At 68.7% G+C, this 20,592-nt stretch carries 20 protein-coding genes; 6 read left to right on the top strand and 14 right to left on the bottom strand.

Going from position 1 to position 20,592, the window contains the following annotated elements:
* The first annotated feature begins 46 nt into the window (after nt 1-46).
* Nucleotides 47-1,687, top strand: coding sequence for an FAD-dependent oxidoreductase (locus ASE22_RS23000; RefSeq protein WP_056365217.1), 1,641 nt, complete (start codon nt 47-49; stop codon nt 1,685-1,687).
* Here ASE22_RS23000 and ASE22_RS22995 read toward each other — a convergent pair.
* The 11 genes from ASE22_RS22995 to ASE22_RS22945 form a co-directional block, all read right to left on the bottom strand.
* Nucleotides 1,684-3,216 carry a PQQ-dependent sugar dehydrogenase gene (locus ASE22_RS22995; protein ID WP_056365214.1) on the bottom strand — a complete coding sequence of 511 codons (1,533 nt, stop codon included), beginning with the start codon at nt 3,214-3,216 and terminating at the stop codon, nt 1,684-1,686. The two genes, ASE22_RS23000 and ASE22_RS22995, sit on opposite strands and share 4 nt — an antisense overlap.
* A gap of 67 nt (nt 3,217-3,283) precedes the next feature.
* Nucleotides 3,284-3,793 (bottom strand): rRNA maturation RNase YbeY, encoded by a 510-nt coding sequence (ybeY, locus tag ASE22_RS22990; RefSeq protein WP_056365211.1) that lies wholly within the window; start codon nt 3,791-3,793, stop codon nt 3,284-3,286.
* Nucleotides 3,794-3,847: 54 nt separating this feature from the next.
* Nucleotides 3,848-4,846, bottom strand: a complete 999-nt coding sequence (locus tag ASE22_RS22985) for a PhoH family protein (protein WP_056365208.1) — start codon at nt 4,844-4,846, stop codon at nt 3,848-3,850.
* Between the two features lie 306 nt (nt 4,847-5,152).
* Complete coding sequence (gene miaB, locus ASE22_RS22980; RefSeq protein WP_056365205.1) at nt 5,153-6,544, bottom strand: tRNA (N6-isopentenyl adenosine(37)-C2)-methylthiotransferase MiaB; 1,392 nt, start codon at nt 6,542-6,544, stop codon at nt 5,153-5,155.
* A gap of 49 nt (nt 6,545-6,593) precedes the next feature.
* The gene (locus ASE22_RS22975; protein ID WP_056365202.1) at nt 6,594-7,313 is read right to left on the bottom strand and encodes a lysophospholipid acyltransferase family protein; all 720 of its coding nucleotides are present in this window, start codon (nt 7,311-7,313) and stop codon (nt 6,594-6,596) included.
* A 6-nt stretch (nt 7,314-7,319) separates the two neighbouring features.
* Nucleotides 7,320-7,742: a Fur family transcriptional regulator gene (locus ASE22_RS22970; RefSeq protein WP_056365199.1), complete on the bottom strand. Its 423-nt coding sequence runs from the start codon at nt 7,740-7,742 to the stop codon at nt 7,320-7,322.
* Nucleotides 7,743-7,842: 100 nt separating this feature from the next.
* Nucleotides 7,843-8,256 carry a MucR family transcriptional regulator gene (locus ASE22_RS22965; RefSeq protein ID WP_056366119.1) on the bottom strand — a complete coding sequence of 138 codons (414 nt, stop codon included), beginning with the start codon at nt 8,254-8,256 and terminating at the stop codon, nt 7,843-7,845.
* 132 nt (nt 8,257-8,388) lie between these two features.
* Complete coding sequence (locus tag ASE22_RS22960; protein ID WP_056365196.1) at nt 8,389-8,850, bottom strand: GNAT family N-acetyltransferase; 462 nt, start codon at nt 8,848-8,850, stop codon at nt 8,389-8,391.
* Nucleotides 8,847-9,458: a tRNA (adenosine(37)-N6)-threonylcarbamoyltransferase complex dimerization subunit type 1 TsaB gene (tsaB, locus tag ASE22_RS22955; RefSeq protein ID WP_056365194.1), complete on the bottom strand. Its 612-nt coding sequence runs from the start codon at nt 9,456-9,458 to the stop codon at nt 8,847-8,849. The genes ASE22_RS22960 and tsaB overlap by 4 nt, the downstream gene beginning before the upstream one ends.
* Before the next feature lie 5 nt (nt 9,459-9,463).
* A complete protein-coding gene (locus tag ASE22_RS22950) occupies nt 9,464-10,069 on the bottom strand; it encodes a malonic semialdehyde reductase (protein WP_056365191.1) in 606 nt (201 codons plus the stop codon).
* A gap of 43 nt (nt 10,070-10,112) precedes the next feature.
* Nucleotides 10,113-10,682, bottom strand: coding sequence for a NifU family protein (locus ASE22_RS22945; RefSeq protein ID WP_056366116.1), 570 nt, complete (start codon nt 10,680-10,682; stop codon nt 10,113-10,115).
* A 104-nt stretch (nt 10,683-10,786) separates the two neighbouring features.
* Here ASE22_RS22945 and ASE22_RS22940 point away from each other — a divergent pair, with 104 nt between their 5' ends.
* Nucleotides 10,787-12,283 carry a hypothetical protein gene (locus tag ASE22_RS22940; RefSeq protein WP_056365188.1) on the top strand — a complete coding sequence of 499 codons (1,497 nt, stop codon included), beginning with the start codon at nt 10,787-10,789 and terminating at the stop codon, nt 12,281-12,283.
* Nucleotides 12,280-13,659 (top strand): oligosaccharide flippase family protein, encoded by a 1,380-nt coding sequence (locus ASE22_RS22935; protein WP_056365185.1) that lies wholly within the window; start codon nt 12,280-12,282, stop codon nt 13,657-13,659. Before ASE22_RS22940 ends, ASE22_RS22935 begins: the two co-directional genes overlap by 4 nt.
* A gap of 34 nt (nt 13,660-13,693) precedes the next feature.
* Here the strand turns inward: ASE22_RS22935 and ASE22_RS22930 are convergent, their stop codons facing one another.
* A complete protein-coding gene (locus ASE22_RS22930; protein ID WP_056365183.1) occupies nt 13,694-14,848 on the bottom strand; it encodes a glycosyltransferase family 2 protein in 1,155 nt (384 codons plus the stop codon).
* Nucleotides 14,845-15,894, bottom strand: coding sequence for a glycosyltransferase family 2 protein (locus ASE22_RS22925; RefSeq protein ID WP_056365180.1), 1,050 nt, complete (start codon nt 15,892-15,894; stop codon nt 14,845-14,847). Before ASE22_RS22925 ends, ASE22_RS22930 begins: the two co-directional genes overlap by 4 nt.
* A 74-nt stretch (nt 15,895-15,968) precedes the next feature.
* On the opposite strand from ASE22_RS22925, the gene ASE22_RS22920 reads away from it, so the two are divergent.
* Entirely contained in the window at nt 15,969-17,606 is a 1,638-nt protein-coding gene (locus ASE22_RS22920) for a tetratricopeptide repeat protein (protein WP_056365177.1), read from the top strand.
* On the top strand, nt 17,600-19,066 hold the full coding sequence (locus ASE22_RS22915) for an undecaprenyl-phosphate glucose phosphotransferase (RefSeq protein ID WP_056365174.1): 1,467 nt from the start codon (nt 17,600-17,602) through the stop codon (nt 19,064-19,066). The genes ASE22_RS22920 and ASE22_RS22915 overlap by 7 nt, the downstream gene beginning before the upstream one ends.
* Before the next feature lie 268 nt (nt 19,067-19,334).
* Here the strand turns inward: ASE22_RS22915 and ASE22_RS22910 are convergent, their stop codons facing one another.
* Nucleotides 19,335-20,195, bottom strand: coding sequence for a SurA N-terminal domain-containing protein (locus ASE22_RS22910; RefSeq protein ID WP_056365171.1), 861 nt, complete (start codon nt 20,193-20,195; stop codon nt 19,335-19,337).
* A 110-nt stretch (nt 20,196-20,305) separates the two neighbouring features.
* Here ASE22_RS22910 and ASE22_RS22905 point away from each other — a divergent pair, with 110 nt between their 5' ends.
* Nucleotides 20,306-20,575, top strand: coding sequence for an XrtV sorting system accessory protein (locus ASE22_RS22905; protein ID WP_056365168.1), 270 nt, complete (start codon nt 20,306-20,308; stop codon nt 20,573-20,575).
* The last annotated feature ends 17 nt before the right edge of the window (nt 20,576-20,592 follow it).

Raw genomic sequence — 20,592 nt, 5'->3', positions numbered from 1 at the left:
CTCCCCTCGCTTTCCGACCGCCGGCAGGCCGACAAGGCCTAGCTGGGTGCATATCGATCTCGACCGCGGCGGGCCGGACGGCATGACCGCCGACGTCGCCGTGATCGGCGCGGGCGCCGCCGGAATCGCCGTCTGCCGCCGGCTGCTGGCGGAGGGGCTTTCGGTCATCCTGCTCGAAAGCGGCGGCTTCGACCATGAAGCCGGTCCCGCCGCGCTCAACCGGGGCGAGAATATCGGCGAGGAATATTACCGGCTGGAGGATTCGCGGCTGCGCTTCTTCGGCGGCACGACCGCGATCTGGGGCGGGCGCTGCGCCGAGTTCGACCCGATCGATTTCGAGCGCCGTCCGTGGGTTCCCCATTCGGGCTGGCCGATCGACCATGCGGAGGTGGCGCCCTATTATGCCGAGGCGCGCACCGCCTTCGGCCTGCCGCGCAGTCTGCCCGACCTCGGCGACGCGCTCGGCGCGGCGATGCCGGCCTTCGCCGACGACGAGCTGTCGACGCCCGCCTGGCTGTTCGACGAGCGCTTCGACCGGTTCAGCCACGCCAACAGCCGCGACCTGCTCGATCACCCGCGCTGCACCGTCGTCACCCACGCCACGGTGCGCGAGATCCTGGCGACGGGATCGGCGCGCGGCGTCGACCGGCTGGTCGTCCGCGGTCTCGCGGGGCAGCGGCTCACCGTTACCGCGCGACACTATGTCCTCGCGGCCGGCGGGATCGAGAATCCGCGACTGCTGCTCGCCTCGCGGTCGGTGATGCGGTCCGGGCTCGGCAACGGCCATGACCAGGTCGGCCGCTACTTCATGGAGCATCCGCATGCGCGGGGCGGCAGGATCGTGGGCGGTGCGACCTGGGCGCTGCTGCGTGCCTTCGGCCGGCACAGGGTCGGCGGGCTGACGGTCGCACCGCTGATCGCCGCGGCGCCGGCGCTGCAGGCGCGCGAGGGGCTGCTCAACACCTCGCTGACCCTGGCGGGCCGCCGCTCCGCGGAAAGCCGGCAGGCGCTGCTGGTCGCCGCCTATGAGCGGATCAAGCACGACGCTGCGCCGACCGCGCGCGGCCGCCATGTGTGGAAGATGATGAAGCGGACCGTCAACGCGCTCCAGAAGGTCGTCGATCCGGCCCGGCCCTGGGCGCTGGAGAAGCTCGGCATGACCGATCTGGCGCTGGTGGTGCGGGCCGAGCAGGCGCCCAATCCGGACAGCCGGGTGACGCTCGGCGACGCGCTCGACGCCACCGGCATGCCGCGCGCCCGGCTCGACTGGCGCACCAGCGCGATCGACGTCGACAGCGTGCGCGGCCTGGTCGGCGCGCTCGGCCGCGAACTGGAGCGGCTCGGCCTCGGCAAGGTCGAACCCGCGCCTTGGCTGGCCGAGCAGCCGCGCCGCTGGACGACCGATCCGCTGATCAGCACCCATCCGATCGGCGGCTATCATCACATGGGCACGACCCGCATGGCGGACGATCCGCGCCAGGGCGTCACCGACGGGCAGGGGCGGGTGCACGGCATCGACAATCTCTATGTCGCGGGCAGCTCGCTTTTCCCGACCTCGGGCTGGGCCAACCCGACCCTGACCATCGTCGCGCTGGCGATGCGCACCGCCGACCGGATCGCCGCGCGGCTGCGCATGAGCTCCGCCCCGTCGCTCCACCGGCTGCCGCCGCGCAGCGCGGCGGGCTAGGCAGGCTCGATCACGAAGACCTCGCCGTCGAAGTCGACGATGTAGAGATTGTTCGACTGGTCGATGCCGAAGCTGACGACATTGTCGATCGCCCCGGCGTCCGGCCGCAGGTCGCGGATCGTGAACCCACTGGCCGGCACCGTCTGCCCGGGCACCAGCCGCGACAGCGGGATCGACCAGATCGTGCCGTTGACGAAATCGCCGAAGATATACTGGCCGCGCAAGGCCTCGACCGGGCCGCGATAGACATGGCCGCCGGTCACGGTATTGCCTTGGGTCGGGCCGCTGCCATGGCCATATTCGGCGACCGGCGGGGTGAAGGCCGTGCTGTTGGCGCCGCCATTATAGGCCTGGGTGCCTTCGCGCAGATTCCAGCCGAAATTGGCGCCGCCGTCGGTCGGTCGCATCAGGTCGACCTCCTCGACCGCGCCCTGCCCGACATCGCCGATCAACAGCAGGCCGCTCTCCGGATCGAAGCTGTTGCGGAAGGGATTGCGCAGGCCGAGCGCCCAGACCTCGGGCGCACCGCCGGAGCCGGCGTAGGGGTTGCCGGAAGGGATCGCATAGTCGCGACGGTCGTCCGCCGGAAAGGCGTCGCTGCGCACGTCGATCCGCAGCATCTTCCCGAGCAGCACATTGGGGTTCTGGGCATTGCCCGCCGGATCGCCCGCGCCACCGCCGTCGCCGCTCGCGATATAGAGAAGATCGTCGGGGCCGAAGCCGATCCAACCGCCATTATGATTGTCGAAGCCCGGATGCGGGATCGACAGGATCACGTCGCCCGAAGCGGGGTCGGCACGGTTGCGGTCGCCCCCCAGGGTGGTGAAACGGCGGACCTCGTTGGTGCCCGCGCCGTTGGTCATGTAGATGTAGAAAGTGCCGCTCGTCGCGAAGTCGGGCGCCGTCGCGAAGCCGAGCAGGCCGCGTTCGCCGCTGGTCGAGATTATCCCCGACACGTCGAGGAAGGGCTGCGCCGCCACCGCGCCCGTCGCGGGGTTGAGGATGCGGATCAGCCCGCCGCGCTGGACGACGAACAGCCGGCCCGAGCCGTCGGGGACCGGCGCCGCGAACAGCGGCGCGGCGAAGCCCGTCGCCACCCGGCGGACGCGGAAGGCATCGCTTCCGCCATTGGTGACGGTGACGCTCAGCGACAGGGTCGTTGACAGGCTGCCGTCGTCGGCCCGGATGTCGACCTTGTAGACATTGTCGCCATCGGCGTCGCCGGGCGCCTCGAAATCGGGGGTGCCGACGAAGCTGAGCGCACCCGCGCTACTGATCCGGAAGGCGGCCTGGTCGGCGCCCCCCGCCAGCGAATAGCTCAGAGCGTCGCCGTCGGGATCGGTCGCCGTCGCGGTGTAGATGGTGCCGCTGCTGTTCTCCGCGACGCTGACGCTGGCGGGAGAGGTAAAGCTGGGCGGCCGGTTGGCGGCACCGCCACCCCCGCCCGAAAGGCTGCCGTCGCCACCGCAGGCGGTGGCCAGCATCAGCAGGACCAGGACGGTGGATCGCGTAACCGGGCCGATCGACATATGGGCGCTCCTCATTCCCCGAAGGAGGCCCCCCCTGTACCGACGCTAGGCCAAAGCCGGCCCGCGCTCAACTTTCCGTGACGGCATAGGGATCGTCGATCCCCAGCGCCGCGAGCGCCGTGCGCTCGATATCCTCCATCGCTTCGGCCTCGTCGTCCTCGATATGATCGTAGCCGAGCAGGTGCAGCGTGCCGTGGACGATCAGGTGGGTCGCATGTTCGGCGGCAGGCACGCCCTTCTCGGCCGCCTCGCGCTCGCAGACGCCGCGCGCGAGGATGATGTCGCCGAGCAGCACCTCGCCGTCGTCGCTGTTGTCGAGCCCCTCGATCAGGTCGTCCTGCACCATCGGAAAGCTCAGCACGTTGGTCGGCTTGTCCTTCTGGCGGTACTGGCGGTTGAGCGCGTGGACCTCGTCGTCGTCGGTCAGCCGGATCGATATCTCGGCCAGGTAGGAAGCGGTCAGCATCGCCGCGTGCGGGGTGGTCCGCAGCGCCGCCGTCACCGCCGCGGTCGCCAGTTCCTCCCAATCCGTGCCGTCGTCCCATGCGGGTTCCGCCTGTACGGCGACCTCGATCATGCGTCGGCCCTGTCGGAAGAACGGTGCCGCGGCTGGGCCGCGCCGTACTCCGGCTCAAGCATCGTCGGGCCCCTCATAGGCCTCGACGATCCGGCCGACGATCGGATGGCGGACGACGTCGGCGGCGCCGAAGCGGATCGTCGCGATGCCGTCGATGCCTTCGAGCTTGTTCACCGCGTCGGCGAGGCCCGACTTGCCGATGTCGGGAAGGTCGATCTGGCGCGGATCGCCGCACACCACCATCCGGCTGTTCTGGCCGAAGCGGGTCAGGAACATCTTCATCTGCGCGGGGGTGGTGTTCTGCGCCTCGTCGAGAATGACGAAGGCGTCGCTGAGGGTGCGGCCGCGCATGAAGGCGATCGGCGCGATCTCGATCTCGCCGCTGGCGATGCGCCGCTCGACCTGCTCGGTCGGCAGCATGTCGTAGAGCGCGTCGTAGAGGGGGCGGAGATAGGGATCGACCTTCTCCTTCATGTCGCCCGGCAGGAAGCCCAGCCGCTCGCCGGCCTCGACGGCGGGGCGCGACAGGATCAGCCGGTCGACCGTGCCCTGGATCAGCTGCTGCACCGCCTGCGCGACCGCCAGATAGGTCTTGCCGGTGCCCGCCGGGCCGAGCGCGAAGATGATGTCCGAGCGGTTGAGCGCCTCCATGTAGCGGATCTGGGTGGCGGAGCGCGGGACGATCGTCTTCTTGCGCGTCCGGATCAGCACCTTGGGCGGATCGGAGACGTCGCTGCGGATGATGCCGTCCAGGGTCGGTTCGGCGGACATGGCGATCACTGCCGCGACCGCGCCGCTGTCGATGTCCTGGCCCTGGACGATGCGATTGTAGAGGCCGGTCAGCACCTCGCGGGCGCGGCCCGCTGCCTCGGCCTCCCCCTCTATCTGCAGCTTGTTCCCGCGGGCCGCTATATAGACCCCCAGCCGATTTTCGATCGCCACCAGATTCTGGTCGAACTCACCGAATAACCGGCCGAGAAGCTGGGGTTTGTCGAAGAGGATCTCGAGCCGGGCGCGATCTCCGGCCTGCGCTGGAACGGGCTTGCGCGACATGAGGAGGGGCGGTTTCCTTTCCCTTATCGAACCCCGGATGGGGCCATCCGATGATAACGATCCTACGCGCATTTGGACCCATGCGAAGGGGTAAAGCGGCGGACCGACCCACTTATCCACCGCTGATGTGGTTTTTTTGTTGCAGTCGTTGCTCGCCCTCAATCGCCGGGGGGCCGCCTCCGCGGCCTTGGCTATCCTCGCATAAGCTCGGGCGCGCGTTCGCGCGTGCGGGACATGCCATGTCCCGACGCGGAGTTCGTCATCGGAGCCCCTGAGGGCTCCGCAAGGCCGAACGGCCGCCCGAGCTTATGCGAGGATAGCCAAGCGGGCGGATGCCCGCGCCGGCGCTTGAGGCTCGACGATCACCCCGTTCAGGCTGTTCGGGCCGGCGGCGATGATGTCCACCGTCACCAGCGCGCCGATCGCCGGGCCGTCCTCGACGATCACCGACTGGAGCCAGGGCGACTTGCCGATGCGCTGGCCGGGCTTCTTGGCGTCGCGCTCGATCAGGACCTCGCAGCGTCGTCCGACCGTCGTCAGGTTGAAGCCATGCTGCTGCTCGTTGAGCAGCGCCTGCAAGCGCTGGAGCCGCTCGTCCATCACCGCCGGGGCGACCTGGCCGTCCATCGTCGCGGCGGGGGTGCCGGCGCGCGGGCTATATTTGAAGCTGAACGCCTGAGCATGGTTGACCGCGCGGACGATGGCGAGGGTCGCCTCGAAATCCTCGTCTGTCTCGCCGGGGAAGCCGACGATGAAGTCGCCCGAGATGGCGATGTCGGGCCGGACCGCGCGGACCCGCTCGATCAGCGTCAGATAGCCGGCGACGTCGTGGCTGCGGTTCATCGCCTTGAGGATGCGGTCGGATCCCGCCTGCACCGGCAGGTGGAGGAAGGGCATCAGCTTCGCGACGTCGCCATGGGCGGCGATCAGTCCATCACCCATGTCGTTGGGATGGCTGGTGGTGTAGCGGATGCGCGCGAGGCCGGGCAGCGCGTCGAGCGCGCGGATCAGTCCGTCGAGGCCCTGCGTCCGGCCGCGATCGTCCTCGCCGGCCCAGGCGTTGACGTTCTGACCGAGCAGGGTGATCTCGCGCGCGCCCGCGTCGACCAGCGCTTTCGCTTCGTCGACGATCGCGGTCCAGGGCCGCGATATCTCCGCCCCGCGCGTATAGGGGACGACGCAATAGGTACAGAATTTGTCGCAGCCCTCCTGCACGGTCAGGAAGGCGCTCGGCCCCTGGCGGCGCCGTTTCGGCAAGGCGTCGAACTTGGAGGCGGCCGGCATGTCGGTGTCGAGCGCGCGGCGGCCCTCGACCGCATCGGCCACCAGCTGGGGCAGGTTGTGATAGGCCTGCGGGCCGACGACGATGTCGACCGCAGGGGCGCGGCGCGGGATCTCGGCACCCTCGGCCTGGGCGACGCAGCCAGCGACCGCGATCATCGGCCGCGCGCGGGCCGCGCCATCGGCGCCGGCGCCGGTGGCCTTCTTGATGATCCGGCCGATGTCCGAATAGACCTTCTCGGCGGCCCTTTCGCGAATATGGCAGGTGTTGAGCACGACCAGGTCGGCCTCGTCGACGCTGCCCGCCGCGTGCATGCCCTGCGCCTCGAGCAGTTCGGCCATGCGGGTACCGTCATAGGCGTTCATCTGGCAGCCGAACGACTTGACGTGGAAGCTCTTGGGGGTGGGACGCGCCATGCGCGGCCCATAGCTCAAGCCGGACCGATGCGAAAGATGCGGACCCCGTTCAGGGGAGACGCAGCGCGGCGGCGATCGCGGACTGGGCCCGGGCCGCCAGCGCCTTGCGGTCGTCGGACGGTTCCAGCGGCGGCAGGAAGCGGATCGTGCAGCGCAGCCGCCCGGGCCGGCCGAGCACCTTGCGGGCATTGGGGCCGAGATCCTCGTCGCCGGTCCAGCAGATCTCGCTCGCCGCCGCGTCATAGTCGATCGCGACCGGCTGGACCGAGATGCCGGGCGGCGGCGGCGCCACCGAGGCGAACAGCGCCGGGCGGAAGGGGAAGAGCGAGCGGCCGTCGCCGGTCGTCCCTTCCGGGAACAGGGTGATAGGATAGTGGCCGAGCAGCGCCTGGCCGAGCTGGTCGACCTGGCCATGCGCGGCACGGCGGCTGTTGCGGTCAATGAAGATCGTGCCGCCGATCCGCGCGAGCATCCCGACCAGCGGCCAGCCGCCGACATCGTCCTTGGAGATGAACCAGGTCGGGGTCGCGCCGCCGAGCGCCAATATGTCGAGCCAGCTGACGTGGTTGGCGACATAGAGCACGTCGCGGCCGAGCGGCCTGCCCTCGACCCGCACCTCGAGACCCATCGCCTCGCCGAACCATTGCAGGAAGAAGCGGGGCCAGCCGATCCGTTTGCGCACCGGCCAGGTGAGGACATAGCCTGTCAGGCAGAAGAAGAGGACGAACAGCGCGACGGCGGTGCGGCCGATCGTCCTGTATCGCTTCACCGCGGATTATTTCGCGCGGTTGGCCGAGACGCCGTAAAGTTCGAGCCGATGGTCGACCAGGCGGAAGCCCAGCTTCTCGGCGATGCGCCGCTGCAGCTCCTCGAGCTCGCCGTCGACGAATTCGATGACCTCGCCGGTTTCGACGTTGATCAGATGATCATGATGGGTTTCGGGCGCCGCCTCGTACCGGGCGCGGCCGTCGCCGAAATCGTGGCGCTCCAGGATGCCGGCATCCTCGAACAGGCGGACCGTGCGGTAGACCGTGGCGATCGAGATTCCCGGGTCGATCGCGGCGGCGCGCTGGTGCAGCAGCTCGACGTCGGGATGATCCTCGGCATCGGAAAGAACCCGGGCGATGACGCGCCGCTGTTCGGTGATGCGCAGGCCCTTGTCCGCGCAGAGTTGTTCGATGTCGATCTTGCCCGGCATGACCGCCTTGTTAGCCGTATTGCACCCGCGAAAACAAGATCGGGTTGGGTGGAAAAGCTGCGGGGGACGGATTTTTCCGCCCCCCGGTCAGTTTCTGCGATCAGCGGGTCCGGCGCTTGGTGCCGAGGCCGATCTTCTTGGCGAGCGAGCGGCGCTGCTCGGCATAGTTGGGAGCGACCATCGGATAGTCGGCGGGCAGGTTCCACTTGGCCCGATATTGTTCGGGGGTCATCTGGTAATGCGTCATCAGGTGGCGCTTGAGCATCTTCAGCTTCTTGCCGTCCTCGAGGCACACGATGTAGTCCGGCTTGATCGACGCGCGGATCGAGACGGCGGGCTCCTGCTTCACTTCCGGCTCGACCACTTCGTCGCCGAGCGAAGCCAGCGCGTTGTGGACGTTCTGAATCAACTGCGGAAGATCGGAAACGGCGACACTATTGTTGCTGACATGTGCGGAAACGATATCCGCGGTCAAAGCAATCAACGTCTCGGCGAGCCCATTATTATCCGACATGATGGAATCCTTATTCAAAAAAATCTCGAATTTTGATCTTAGAGTGCCCCCGCACCCACTCAAGTTGCGCGCTCTGCGCCCATTCGGTCGCGATTGCAACTCGTTTCGTGAAAAAGTACCGAGCGCGCCAGTTCAGGCAGGACAAGACAAGGTCAACGCGTCGTGCACCTGTCCGTCTTTACCGCGATAATAGCCGGGACGGCGACCAATCGGGATAAATCCCGCCTTTTTATATAGTTCGATTGCAGGATTATTGTGACGTACTTCAAGGTGCAGCCGCGTCCCATTACGGAAGCGCAGCAATTGGAGCGATCGTTCGATCAGAGCCATGGCTACGCCTTGGCGACGACTTTCCGGCGCGACGGCGAGGAGGAGGAGTTCGGCCTCGTCGGCGATCAGCCGGTTGAGCGCGAAACCGGCGGGGCTGTCGCCGATCCGGGCCAGCGAGAGCCAGGTGCCGGGCATCGTCATCATCGACAGCAGCTGGGCCTCGGTCCAGGCCTCGCCATAGCCAGGGTCGAACGCCCCGTTCATCACGGCCATCACCGGATCGATCCCGTCGATGCCCACTTCTTCGATGACGATCGCGCTCATGGGGCCGGCTTCGCGTCGGCGCCCCGGCCGTAGATGGGGCTTGGGGCAAGCCGGGCCAGGGCCGCCGGCAGGGCGATGGCTTCGGCCGCCCGTGGCAGCCGATCGTGCGCCATGCCGCTGCCGCGCGCGGCGACGAGCTGCTCGGCGCCCGATCCGAAGACGTGGGCATCGGGTATCGCCGCCGCCGCGTCCGCGGGGGAGAGCGAGGCGAGTTCGGACAGGGGGGCCAGCGGAGCGGTGGCATAGCGCTGGACGAACAGCTCGCCATGGCCGCCGATCAGGGCGATGCCGACCGTGGCTCCGCGATCGCCCGCCGCCGCCGCGATCGCCGCCATCGACGAATAGCCGTGGACCGGTACGCCCCAACCGAGCGCCAGCGCGCGGGCGGCGGCGAGGCCGACGCGGACGCCGGTGAAACTGCCGGGCCCGCAATCGACCAGGATCGAATCGGCGCGGCCGCCGCCGGGCAGCGCGGCGATCATCGGCATCAGCCGTTCGGCATGGCCGCGGCCGACGACGTCATGGGCCTCGGCCACGACCGCGCCATCCTCGACCAGGGCCACCGAACAGGCTGCGGTGGCGGTGTCGATCACAAGGGCGCGCGGCATTCCGGTCAGGCGATCTTGGTGAACTCCTCGAACGCCGGGCGGGGCAGCCGATCGAAGATCGTGGCCGGGTCGCCATAGCCGAGCGTCGAGATGAAGTTGGACTTGAAGGTGGTGCCGGCGAAGAAGGCGGCGTCCACCGCGTCGTTGTCGAAGCCCGACATCGGTCCGGTGTCGAGGCCCAGCGCCCGCGCGGCGAAGATGAAATAGGCACCTTGCAGCGAACTGTTGCGAAACGCCGTGGCCGCGACCGCCGCGGCATTGGGCTGGCCGTCCGCACCCATGAACCAGGACCGGGCATCGGCAACCGGGAACAGCCGCGGCGCATGTTCGTAGAATTCCATGTCCATGCCGATGATCGCGGTCACCGGCGCCTTGCGGACCTTGTCCTCGTTGTTGCCCGAAACCAGCTTGGACAGCTTGTCCTTGGCGTCCTGGCTGACGCACCAGATGATCCGCGCCGGGAACAGGTTGGCGGAGGTCGGCCCGAACTTCATCAGGTCCCAGATTCGCCGGAGGTCATCCTCGCCGACCGGCTTGTCGAGATAGCCGTTATAGGAGCGCGCGTTGCGGAAGAGCAGGTCGAGCCCCCGCTCGGACAAAGGTTCGGCCATCGACGATATTCCCCTCATTCTTCTGTTGTCGCTGTTGCCGCGATCAGGCGGCCCGCACCTCGGTCACCTCGGGCACATAATGCTTCAGCAGGGTCTCGATGCCCTGCTTGAGCGTCGCTGCCGAGGACGGGCAGCCCGAGCAGGCGCCCTGCATCGCCAGATAGACCGTGCCGCGCTGGAAGCCGCGATAGACGATGTCGCCGCCGTCGCGGGCCACCGCCGGGCGCACCCGCGTGTCGATCAGGTCCTTGATCTGCGCGACGATGTCGGCATCGGCCGGATCCTCGGCGAAGTCGCTGTCGTCGATGGCGATCTCGGCGGCGCTTCCACCCACGAACAGCGGCGCCTCGGACGAGAAATGATCGAGCAGGACGCCCAGCACCTGCGGCTTTAGCGAGGCCCAGGCGATGCCTTCGGCGGCGGTCACCGAGACGAAGTCGCGACCGAAGAACACCCCCGTCACGTCGCCCAGCGAGAACAGCGCCTCGGCGAGCGGCGAAGCCGCTGCCTCGTCGGGATCGGCGAAATCGCGGGTTCCCGTGGTCATGACGTCGCGACCGGGCAGGAACTTGAGAGTCGCCGGGTTGGGAGTCGGTTCGGTTTCGATCAACATGAGCGCCATTTGGGGTGAGATGGCGGGCGGATCAAGCCATTCCTTCTTTACCTTGGTCGCGTAGAGCTTGATTGGGGGAGGCGTTTCCTCGACGGTGGCGCCCGATGTTTCTGTGGAAGAACGCCGTCGTGCTGTGCGCCCTGCTGGGCGTGGCCACGCTGCTCGCGACGATGATCGTCCGCCAGCGGTGGGAAAAGGGCTATATCGCGCGGATCGTGATCGGCGGCGGGCTGATGGCCTGCCTGGCGGTGAGCGCGGTGCCGATGCTGGCGACCCAGATCGCCTTCCTGCTGATCCTCGTCGCCAGCTTCGACAAGCGGGTGCCGATGTCAGCCACCTATGTCTTCTTCTTCTTCTGGGCGCCGGCGGCGGGCTCGCTGCTCGCCGTGGCGGGCGCCTATATCGCCCCGCTTACCCCCTTCCTGTCCTTTTCCGGCGCGCTGCTCGTCGGCTACATGCTCCATCCCGAGCATCATCTTCGGCGCCGTCCCTCGATCAGCGACGTCGCCATGATCGCCTTCGTCGCGAGCTGGTGCGTGTGCATGTCGCTGCGCGACACGCCGACCGGGATCGCCCGCACCTTCGTGACCTATTTCGTCCCCTATCTCCTGACCTACCAGATCCTCTCGCGGGTCAGGATCGACCGGGCCGAACTGGTGCTGCGCATGCTGCTGTTCGGGGCGGCGGCGGGCGGGCTGCTCTGCATCTTCGAGACGCTGCGGCACTGGCCGCTCTATGCGGGCATCATCGGGATAAAGAACGACGTGTGGACGATCGACGCCCCCCGCGTCTGGCTGGAACGCGGCGGGATCGCACGCGCCTATGGCCCCTATGCCCATCCGCTCACCGGCGGGGCGATGCTCGGCATCGCGGCGATCGCGGGCTGGGCGCTGCTGCAGATCCGGGGCCGGTCCGGACCGCTGACGACGCTCGGCCTGATCGTCCTCGTCGGCCTGGCGTCAACCCTGTCGCGGTCCGGCCTCGTCACACTCGCGGTCGGCATCATGACCTTCCAGCTCCTGCGCCGCCGCTATCTGCTGGCGGTGCTGATTCCGCTCGCCGGCTTCACCGCGGTCGTCGCCCTGCCCATCCTGGGGGGCGCCGACGCGCAATTCTCGACGACCTACCGGCTCGGCCTGATCCTGGGCGTGCCGAAGGCGCTCGGCGCGCATATCTGGATCGGCTATCGCGAGGCCGTCCAGCAGGGCATGCTCGACGCCTTCATCCAGGGGCAGGGAATCGTCGATCTGGTCAACGTCTATCTGGCGCTGCTGGTCGGCGGCGGGGTGGTGACGGTGGCCCCCTTCCTGCTGTTCCTGCTGTCGAGCTATCCCCACTACCGGGCCATCCGCCGGCTGGGACCCGATCCCGAGCAGCTGATCTTCGCCCAGGCGCTGATCTCGATCCAGACCGCGCTGATCGTCTCGCTCGCGCTGCTCAGCAGCTGGGTGGCGCCGATGCAGATCAGTTTCGTCGTGGTCGCGCTGCTGATCGCCCTGCGCGCCCAGCTGTCCTCGGCGCGTGTCGCCACGCGGGCGAAGCGCGAGCCGCTGGTGGCGACCTTGCCCGTCGAGGGCGAGCGGCTGCCCGCGCTGCGATGAGCGCCGCCGTGGCTTTGGGGCGGCTGCGCGGCGCCCTGACCGGCCTGGTCCGCAACGAGGCGGGCGCCATGCTGTTCGCCTTCACCGCCGCGACCATCCTGCTGCGGCTGGGCGGCAACATCGTCCTCACCCGGCTGCTCGATCCCGATGCTTTCGGCGTGGTCGGGATCATCGTCTCGGTGATGATGGTGCTGGCGATGCTGTCCGACCTTGGCGTGGTCGACTTCGTGATCCGGCATGCGAAGGGTGGCGACCGGCATTTCCTCGACGTCGTCTGGACGGTCCGCCTGGGTCAGGGATCGCTCCAGGCGCTGGCGATGCTGGCCGGGGCGGTGCCGATCACGGCGCTGCTGCACAAGCCCGAGCTCGCCGGGCCGATCGCCGCGACGGCGCCGCTGTTCCTGCTCAATGCGCTGTGCCCGATGACCCTGCTGCTGGCGCGGCGCGAGGGGCGGGTGCGCGCGACCTGCGCGATCGAGCTGATCGCGCTGGCGATCCAGATCGCCGCCAATCTCGGCCTGACCCTGCTGATGCCCGACTATCGCGCGCTCGTCATCGGCCTCTACGTCAACGCGGTCGCGCGGCTCGTCCTGACGCTGCTGGTGCTCGGCGGCGGTTTTCGGCCGGTCTGGGACGGGGCGCTGGCGCGCGAGTTCCTGGGCTTCTCACGCTGGATCATGGCGTCGACGCTGCTCACCCTGCTGATCACCCAGTCGGACAAGATCCTGTTCGCCCGTCTGTTCACCATGGCCGATTTCGGCATCTACATGCTGGCGGCCAATCTGGCGCTGGCGCTGCAGCCCTTCGGCCGCAACTATGTCGAGCGCTATTTCTTCCCGCTCGTCTCGCGCGTCTGGCACGATACGCCCGAGCGGCTGGGCGCGATCTTCTATGCGGCGCGGGCCCGCCTCTATCCCCTGCTCTTCGCCGGTTTCGGCTTCGGCGTCGGCTTCGCGCCCTGCCTGTTCGGCCTGCTGTTCGACCGTCGCTACGAACATGGCTGGATCTACCTGTCGGTGATGATCCTGCGCATGGCGTTCGAGCTCGACAGCTTCGCCAATATCCAGACCGCGATGGCGATGGGGCGGACCCGGCCGATCCTGACCGCCAACATCATCCGCTTCATCCTGTTCGTCCTCTGGGTCGCGGCCTTGTTCCGGCCGCTCGGCCCGATCGCGCTGCCGGTCGCGCTGACCCTCGCCGAGCTGGGTGCGCTCGTCTATTCGATCGGCCTGCTGCGCCGGGCGAAGCTGTTCCGGCTGCGTGCCCATGCGCTTTATTATGCCGTGATGGTCGGTGCCGCCCTGATTGGTGCCGCGCTCAGCCTCCTCTTCGCGCGGGACATCGTCCGCGCCGGGCTGGCGCTGATCGGCTAGAGCGGGTTCCCGCCCGGCCATCGCGCCAGCCGCTCTAGTCGCGCTTGGTGCGGGTCCAGCGCCGTTCGGGCCGCAGCGCGGCGGCGAGATAGAGCGGCAGCTTCCACAGCACGTAGAGCGGGACCAGCAGCAGCCGGCCGGCGGACAGCTGGTCGCGCCCGAACCGCCACCAGCACAGCAGCAGCAGCGCCGCCGTCGCACCGAGCAGCGCCGCGAGCAGGACGAAGGGTTGCGGCGCCGCACCGGCCCGCACCAGTCCGGCGAGCAGCGCCAGTACCGCGCCGTCGACCAGCAGCAGCAGCGCCAGCGGCGGGACCGCGAGGTGCAGGCCGAACCACAGCAGCGGCCAGCGCCCGGACCCGATCAGCGGCAGCGCGGCCGACCGCGCGGTGCGCAGGAAACCCTGTTCCCAGCGTGATCGCTGGGCGATCGTCGCGGCACGGCGGGCGGGGTCCGACCAGGTCGCGGCCTGCGGCAGGAAGCGCGGGGCGCGGCCCTGCCGCGTCAACGCGATACCGATCGCCAAGTCCTCGGTAAGGTCGTCGGTGGCCAGCGGGGCGGCGGCGAAGGCGTCCCAGGGAAAGGCCATGCCCGATCCGGTAAGCAGCGCCGGCGCGCCAAGCGTCGCCAGCGCGCGCTGGCGGACGAGGTTGCGGACGAGGAAGGCGAGCCCCGACACGCCGACCATCGTCCCCCGCTCGGGCGCGGGTCGCAGCAGATAGGTCGACTGGACCGGCCGGCCGCTCGCATGGGCGGCGATCGCCAGCCGGGCGATGCCGTCGCCTTCGACCGTGCAGTCGGCATCGACGACCACGACGACATCGGGCGGATCGCCGGAGAGGTGGTCGCGGGCGAAGGCCAGCGCGAAGCCCTTGCCCCGCCGCGCCGGATCGCGGCGTTCGATCGTCTCCGCCCCGGCCGCCCGCGCGCGGGCGGCACTGTCGTCGGTGCAGTTGTCGGCGACCACCAGCAGCCTCGTGCCGGGCGCGGCGGCCGCCCGCGCGTCGGCGACGGCGGCGGCGATTCCGGCGGCCTCGTCATGCGCGGGGATGACGATGGCGGTACGCGGGTCGCGGCCCGATGCCGCCGGCGCGGCGGCGGGCCATTGCGCCGCAGCCAGCTCGATCGCCAGCACCAGCGTGACGATCGCGGGGAGCGCCACGAGGAGCCAGGCCGCGAGGTCGATCATGGCGCCTTATGCTCGATCAGCCGCGAAGGCCGTCCGCGACCACGGTCGCGATGATAGCGCAGCAGGCCGATCATCTCGGCATATTTGCCCAGCGCCAGGAACAGCGCCAGCGCGACGGCGCGCGATGGCCCGTGCCGGGGGCTTTCGCGCGCCGCGACCCGGGCGACCTGCACCGCGACGAGCAGCAGCATCCCCAGCGGCAGCAGCAGCCACCGGCGATCGGCCGCGACCGCCAGCGCCAGCCCGGCGAGGGCCGCGGCCGGCACCGCTCCGCCCCAGAACAGGATGCGGGCCCGGCTGCGCGCATAGACATGCCCCTCGGCGGCCCCGTGCAGCGCCGCGAGCTCGGCGAAGGCATGGCCGGCCCTGACCGCCCGCCGCCACCACTGGCCGAACCGCGCCATGCCCGAGGCGTGCCAACCCATCGGGACCGCGAGCGACGCTATCCGCCAGCCCTTGCCGCGCATGCGCAGCGCATAGTCGGGATCCTCCCCCGCGATCATCGTCGCGCGGTAGAATCCGGTGTCGCGCGCGGCCGCGGCGCGGACCAGCACATTGCCGCCGAACGCGTCGGCGGGGCCGGCGGGGACCGACCATTCCAGGTCGCACATCCAGCCATAGATCGAGGCGTCGGCGTCCGCCTCGCGCAGCCGCCCGAACACCGCGCCCAGCCCGGGATCGGCGGCAAGCGCCGCCATGCCCGCCGCCAGCCATCCGGGTTCGAGCCGGCTATCGCCATCGAGCAGCTGGATATGGACGACCGCCGGATCGGCGAGCAGCCGGGCGAGCCCGGCATTGCGCGCGCGCGCCGCCGAGAAGCCGTCCGCCTCGTCGAGCTCGATCACCTCGGCCCCCGCCGCCCGCGCCCGATCGGCGCTGCCGTCGCTCGACCCGGAATCGACATAGACGGTCCGCCATCCCGTCACCGATCGCAGGCAATGGTCCAGCCGGTCGCCCTCGTTGCGGCCGATCACCACCACGGCGACGCCCGTCATGGCGACGTCGGGCATGGCGACATCGGGCATCGCGACATCGGGACGAATCATTGTTTACGCTTTGCCCTATTGATCGGATGGCTCCACCGGTCTGTAATCGGGCGGAAAGGTACGGCTGGCAAGTGATGGCTTCGGGGTTGGCACGCTTCATGGCGGCAGCGGCGCTGCTGGTGCTCGCCGCCTGCGGCTCGCCCCAGGAGAAGGCGTCGAAGGCGGTGGCCCGCTACGATGTCTATTATGCGCGGCGCGATTTCATCTCGGCGCGGATCGAGATCAAGCGCGCGATCGCCGCCCAGGACGACGTGCCCGAATATTGGGCGCGTCTGGCGCGGGTCGAGCTGGCGACGGGGCGCCTGCTCGAGGCTTACCAAGCCTATTCGCGGCTCGTCGAGCTCGATCCGGACGATCCCGAGGCGATCCAGGCGATGGCCGAGCTGTCTTATTCGGGCGGGTCCTACGACGATGCCGAACGGCTCGCCGACAAGATATTGGAGGAGCAGCCGCGCGCGCTGCGCATGCTGCTGGTCAAGGGCTCGGTCGCGGCCGCCCGCTACGATGTCGCGGCCGCCCACGCCGTCGCCGAACGGATGCTGGCGATCGATCCCGCGAATGAGGGCGGGAAGATCTTGCTGGCCCGCGCCACCAATATGGGCGGCGACCGGGATGGCGCGATCGCGCAGCTGGAGAAGGCCGTCGCCGACGATGGCGAATCGATACCCAAGCTGCTGACCCTGCTCGATCTCTACGGTACGAAGGACGACTTCCCCCACGCCGCCCGTACCTTCGCCCGGCTGTTCGCCCTGCAGCCGCGGGACGTCGACCTGCGCATCGAATATGCCCGCATGCTCTACGAACATGACCGGCCCGAGCGCGCCCTCGAACTGCTGGCGCGGCTGCTGCGCACCCATGATGGCGACGCCGCGGTCCAGCAGCGGATCGTCGACCTGTGGAACGACGTCGGCAGCCGGCGCATCGATATCGACGGGGTCCGGCGCTTCGTCGACGCGACCGGCAACGCGCAGATGAAGGTCGCCCTCGGCCACCTCCTGCTCGACCGGAAGCGCCATGCCGAGGCCGAAGCGGTGCTGCGCCCCTTCGTCGACGGCAAGGACATCACCGCCGCGCGGGTCGAGGCCGATGTGCTCTATGCCGGTGCGCTGGCCGGGCTGGGCCGGGGCGGCGAGGCGCTGACGCTCGTCGATCGCATCCTGCGCTTCGACGAGAATAACAGCCGCGCCCTGCTGATGCGCGTGCGGGTGGCGATGGCGACGGGCGATCTCGCCGCTGCGCTTCGCGACGCACAGCTGCTGGCCAGCGACAATCCCCGCCTGATCGGCGGCCGGATCGCGCTCGGCGAAATCTATGTCCGCCGGGGGGAGGCGGTGCTGGCCGACGGCGCCTATGCCAACGCGATGAAGGAGCTGTCCGACGACGCCGACATGCTGCAGGCCTATGTCGACTATCTGCTCCGGACCCGCCGCAACGGCATGGCGCTCGACATCGCCAGGCGCTTCACCCGCGACAACCCGCAGGCGCGCGAGGGCTGGCGGATCCGGGGTGAACTCTGCCTCAGGCTGGGCGACCGGGACTGCGTCGACGAGGTCATGCTGGTGCTGGAGCGGGTTCCCGGCGGATTGAAGGTGCGGCGCATGCTCGAAGCGCAAGGTGCCCCGCAACCGACCGGCCGCCTGATCACGGCCGCCGGGCCGGCCCCGGCTGGGCAAGCGGTCTCCACTTGTGGCAGGACGGGGGCGGCATGCTGAAAGTGATCCAGGGGCAGGCGCTGCCGGCGGAACGCCAGTCGCGCAAATATCGCTTCACCTCCAACGTGATCGCCACGATCATCCTGGGGGTCGACCTGCTGTGCCTGATCCTCGGGCCGCTGCTGGCGCCGGCCGCCTATGAGGCGATCCGCGGCCCGCAATATTTCATCGAACAGCATGTCAATGTCGCGGTGCTCGTCGGGGTCAACTTCTTCCTGATCCGCCTGTCGCGGAACAGCTATGCGCATCCGATGGGCCGGGGCGGCGATAGCGACCAGGCGGTGGCCTTCGAATTCCTGCTCGCCGCGCTGCTGGTCTTCGCGACGATCTGGCAGCTCGGCCAGGCCAAGCCCTTCTCGACCGGCCTCGCGCTCTGTTATCTGTTGCTCACCGCGGTGCTGCTGTTCGTCAGCCGCTTCGTGGTGCGCAAGCTGGTCTGGTACCTGGTGCAGGCCGGCTATATCGGCCAGCGCATCGTCATCTACGGCGCCGACCATGGCAGCTCGGAACGGGTGCTCAGGCTGCTCGACCTCGAACGGTTGCCCTATGTCACCGTGCTCGGCGTTGCCGACGACCGGACCACGCGGATTGAGCGCGAGGCGCCGTGGACGGTGCCCTTCCTCGGGTCGCTCGACGCGCTCGTCTCGCGGATCGCCCGGGGGGACGTCGACATGGTGATCATCGCCCTGCCGATGATTAGCCAGACCCGGCTCGACCAGATCACCGAGGCGCTGCAGCGGGTGTCGGTCGACATCTGCCTGATGCCGCGTGAGGCGCTCGACCTGTCGCAGCAATATTCGATGCGCTTCATCGGTTCGCTGCCGCTGTTCGCGCTGTGGCAGCGGCCGATGCGCGACTTCAACCGCATCCTCAAGGCGATCGAGGACCGGGTGCTGGCGATCCTCGGGCTGATCCTGCTGGCCCCGCTGCTCCTGCTGACGGCGATCGTCATCAAGCTGACCAGCCGCGGGCCGGTGCTGTTCCGGCAGGAGCGGTTCGGTTTCAACAACGTCAAGATCCGCGTGCTCAAGTTCCGCTCGATGCATGTCGACCGCCAGGATGCGAGCGGGGCCGAGCGGACGGTGCGGGGCGACAGCCGCGTCACCCCCTTCGGCCGCATCATCCGGCGCCTGTCGATCGACGAGCTTCCCCAGCTGTTCAACGTGGTGACCGGCGAGATGTCGATCGTCGGGCCGCGCCCGCATGCGACCCGGATGAAGGTCGGCGACGACTATTATTTCGAGGCGGTGCGCGGCTATGCGGCGCGCCACCGGGTGAAGCCGGGCATCACCGGCCTCGCGCAGGTGCGTGGCCTGCGCGGCGAGATCTCGACGGTCGAGCGCGCCAAGCGGCGGGTCGAGTTCGATATGTATTATATCGAGAACTGGTCGCTGATGCTCGACCTGCGGATCATCCTGGAAACCGTCTGGCGGCTGATCTGGGATCGCAACGTCTATTGAGCGCAGTTTTTTGTTTGGCCCTCAGGCGCCGGCGTGCGCATCCGCGCACTTGGCTGTCCTCGCATAGGCTCGGGCGCGCGTTCGCGCTTGCGGAGCCCGTCGGGCTCCGACGCCCATCTCCAGGTTCGAGAGGCACGGTGAAACGGGACGCGTCAGCGTGCCGCAAGGCCGAACGGCCGCCCAAGCTTATGCGAGGATAGCCAAGCGAGGCGGATGCCTCGCGCCCGGCGCCTGAGGGCCAAACAAAAACCAATAGTCAAGAAAGCCGCTATTTAGCGTCCTTCTTGGCCTGGCTCGCCTTGATGGCCGACTTGTCCGGCTCATAGCCGGGCTGGTACTGGATCTGCGCGCTCGTCCGGGCGCGGGCGACCTGTGCCTTGCTCTCGGCGACCAGCTGCTTGCGACGGACCATCTCGGCGGCGGCCTGGCGCGCGATCGGCGTCGGCGTCGGCGTCGCGTCGCGGCCGACGATCACGCTGGCGATATACTGGCCGTTCGACGGCAGCACGAAAGGTTCGCCCGGCGGCAGCTGGTCGATCACCTTCACCAGCGCCGGGTCGAGCCGGCCGGTATCGATCACGCCCTTGCCGCGCGACATGCCGAGGCCGAGCTTCTGGATGCCCACCGCCAGCTGCTCGAGCGAATGCGCGTCGCGCAGCGTCAGGAGCTGCTTGGGATCCTTGGGGGCCGCGAACTGGATCTGGTCGAGCAGCAGCCGCTGGCGTCCCGCGAACTGGGTGGCGTTGTCGGCGATATACTGGGTGATGTCGCGATCGTCGGGCATCGGCACGGTCGACGCGATCTTCTGGCCGAGCATGGTGACCAGGAGATTCTCCTCCAGGCGGCGCTGCTGGGTGACGAACTCGGGCGTCTTGTCGAGGCCCTGCTCGCGCGCCTTCTGGACGATCAGCTTGCGATCGATCAGGCGCTGCAGCACCTGCTTGCGCAGCTTGTCGCGATCGACCGAGTCCGGGATGCTCGTGCCCTGCAGCTCGGCATTGAGCTCCTGCAGCGAGATCTCTTCCCCGTTGACGATGGCCAGGATCTGGCCCTTCGGCTCCTTCTGGCAGCCTGAAACCATCAAGACCGCGGCCAGCGTGCCGCTTAAAAGTGCAGCCTTTACCTTCACTTCCCATTCCCCCGACGCGTGTGGAACACCGATCGTCCCTCCCGTGCTACATGATTGCCAGCCCCGGCGACAAGCCTGTATGGCTCGCCGGTGGCGGGAGGGCTTTTAAATTGAACACTGTTTACGATTGGGTCACCGTCGCGATCTTCGCCGGCCTGGTGGTGCTCTTTCTGCAGCGGTCGACCGTCGCCGGGCCGCCCCGGGATTCGATGCTGCACTATCTGGCCGCGTCGGCCGGCTGCGCGGTCGCCAATTATTTCGGCAACAAGGCGGTGGCGGGCGCCGGGATCCTCTATCATCTGATCGCCGTCGCCATCATCGCCGGCACGCTCGCCTTCGTCCACATCACGCTGAAGCCGCTCGACAAGCCGCTGCCCTGAGGTCGCGCGACCGGACC

Source organism: Sphingomonas sp. Root720 (assembly GCF_001428605.1).
In the GTDB taxonomy this organism is placed as follows: Bacteria; Pseudomonadota; Alphaproteobacteria; order Sphingomonadales; family Sphingomonadaceae; genus Rhizorhabdus.
The sequence above is the reverse complement of the archived record's forward strand: the minus strand, read 5'-3'. Positions and strand labels throughout refer to the sequence as shown.

Excerpts from the sequence above, each read along its gene's own strand:
- ASE22_RS22995 (WP_056365214.1), bottom strand. The coding sequence starts at position 3,216 with ATGTCGATCGGCCCGGTTACGCGATCCACCGTCCTGGTCCTGCTGATG.
- ybeY (WP_056365211.1), bottom strand. The coding sequence starts at position 3,793 with ATGATCGAGGTCGCCGTACAGGCGGAACCCGCATGGGACGACGGCACG.
- ASE22_RS22985 (WP_056365208.1), bottom strand. The coding sequence starts at position 4,846 with ATGTCGCGCAAGCCCGTTCCAGCGCAGGCCGGAGATCGCGCCCGGCTC.
- miaB (WP_056365205.1), bottom strand. The coding sequence starts at position 6,544 with ATGGCGCGTCCCACCCCCAAGAGCTTCCACGTCAAGTCGTTCGGCTGC.
- ASE22_RS22970 (WP_056365199.1), bottom strand. The coding sequence starts at position 7,742 with ATGCCGGGCAAGATCGACATCGAACAACTCTGCGCGGACAAGGGCCTG.
- ASE22_RS22965 (WP_056366119.1), bottom strand. The coding sequence starts at position 8,256 with ATGTCGGATAATAATGGGCTCGCCGAGACGTTGATTGCTTTGACCGCG.
- ASE22_RS22960 (WP_056365196.1), bottom strand. The coding sequence starts at position 8,850 with ATGAGCGCGATCGTCATCGAAGAAGTGGGCATCGACGGGATCGATCCG.
- tsaB (WP_056365194.1), bottom strand. The coding sequence starts at position 9,458 with ATGCCGCGCGCCCTTGTGATCGACACCGCCACCGCAGCCTGTTCGGTG.
- ASE22_RS22950 (WP_056365191.1), bottom strand. The coding sequence starts at position 10,069 with ATGGCCGAACCTTTGTCCGAGCGGGGGCTCGACCTGCTCTTCCGCAAC.
- ASE22_RS22945 (WP_056366116.1), bottom strand. The coding sequence starts at position 10,682 with ATGTTGATCGAAACCGAACCGACTCCCAACCCGGCGACTCTCAAGTTC.
- ASE22_RS22940 (WP_056365188.1), top strand. The coding sequence starts at position 10,787 with ATGTTTCTGTGGAAGAACGCCGTCGTGCTGTGCGCCCTGCTGGGCGTG.
- ASE22_RS22935 (WP_056365185.1), top strand. The coding sequence starts at position 12,280 with ATGAGCGCCGCCGTGGCTTTGGGGCGGCTGCGCGGCGCCCTGACCGGC.
- ASE22_RS22930 (WP_056365183.1), bottom strand. The coding sequence starts at position 14,848 with ATGATCGACCTCGCGGCCTGGCTCCTCGTGGCGCTCCCCGCGATCGTC.
- ASE22_RS22925 (WP_056365180.1), bottom strand. The coding sequence starts at position 15,894 with ATGATTCGTCCCGATGTCGCGATGCCCGATGTCGCCATGCCCGACGTC.
- ASE22_RS22920 (WP_056365177.1), top strand. The coding sequence starts at position 15,969 with ATGGCTTCGGGGTTGGCACGCTTCATGGCGGCAGCGGCGCTGCTGGTG.
- ASE22_RS22915 (WP_056365174.1), top strand. The coding sequence starts at position 17,600 with ATGCTGAAAGTGATCCAGGGGCAGGCGCTGCCGGCGGAACGCCAGTCG.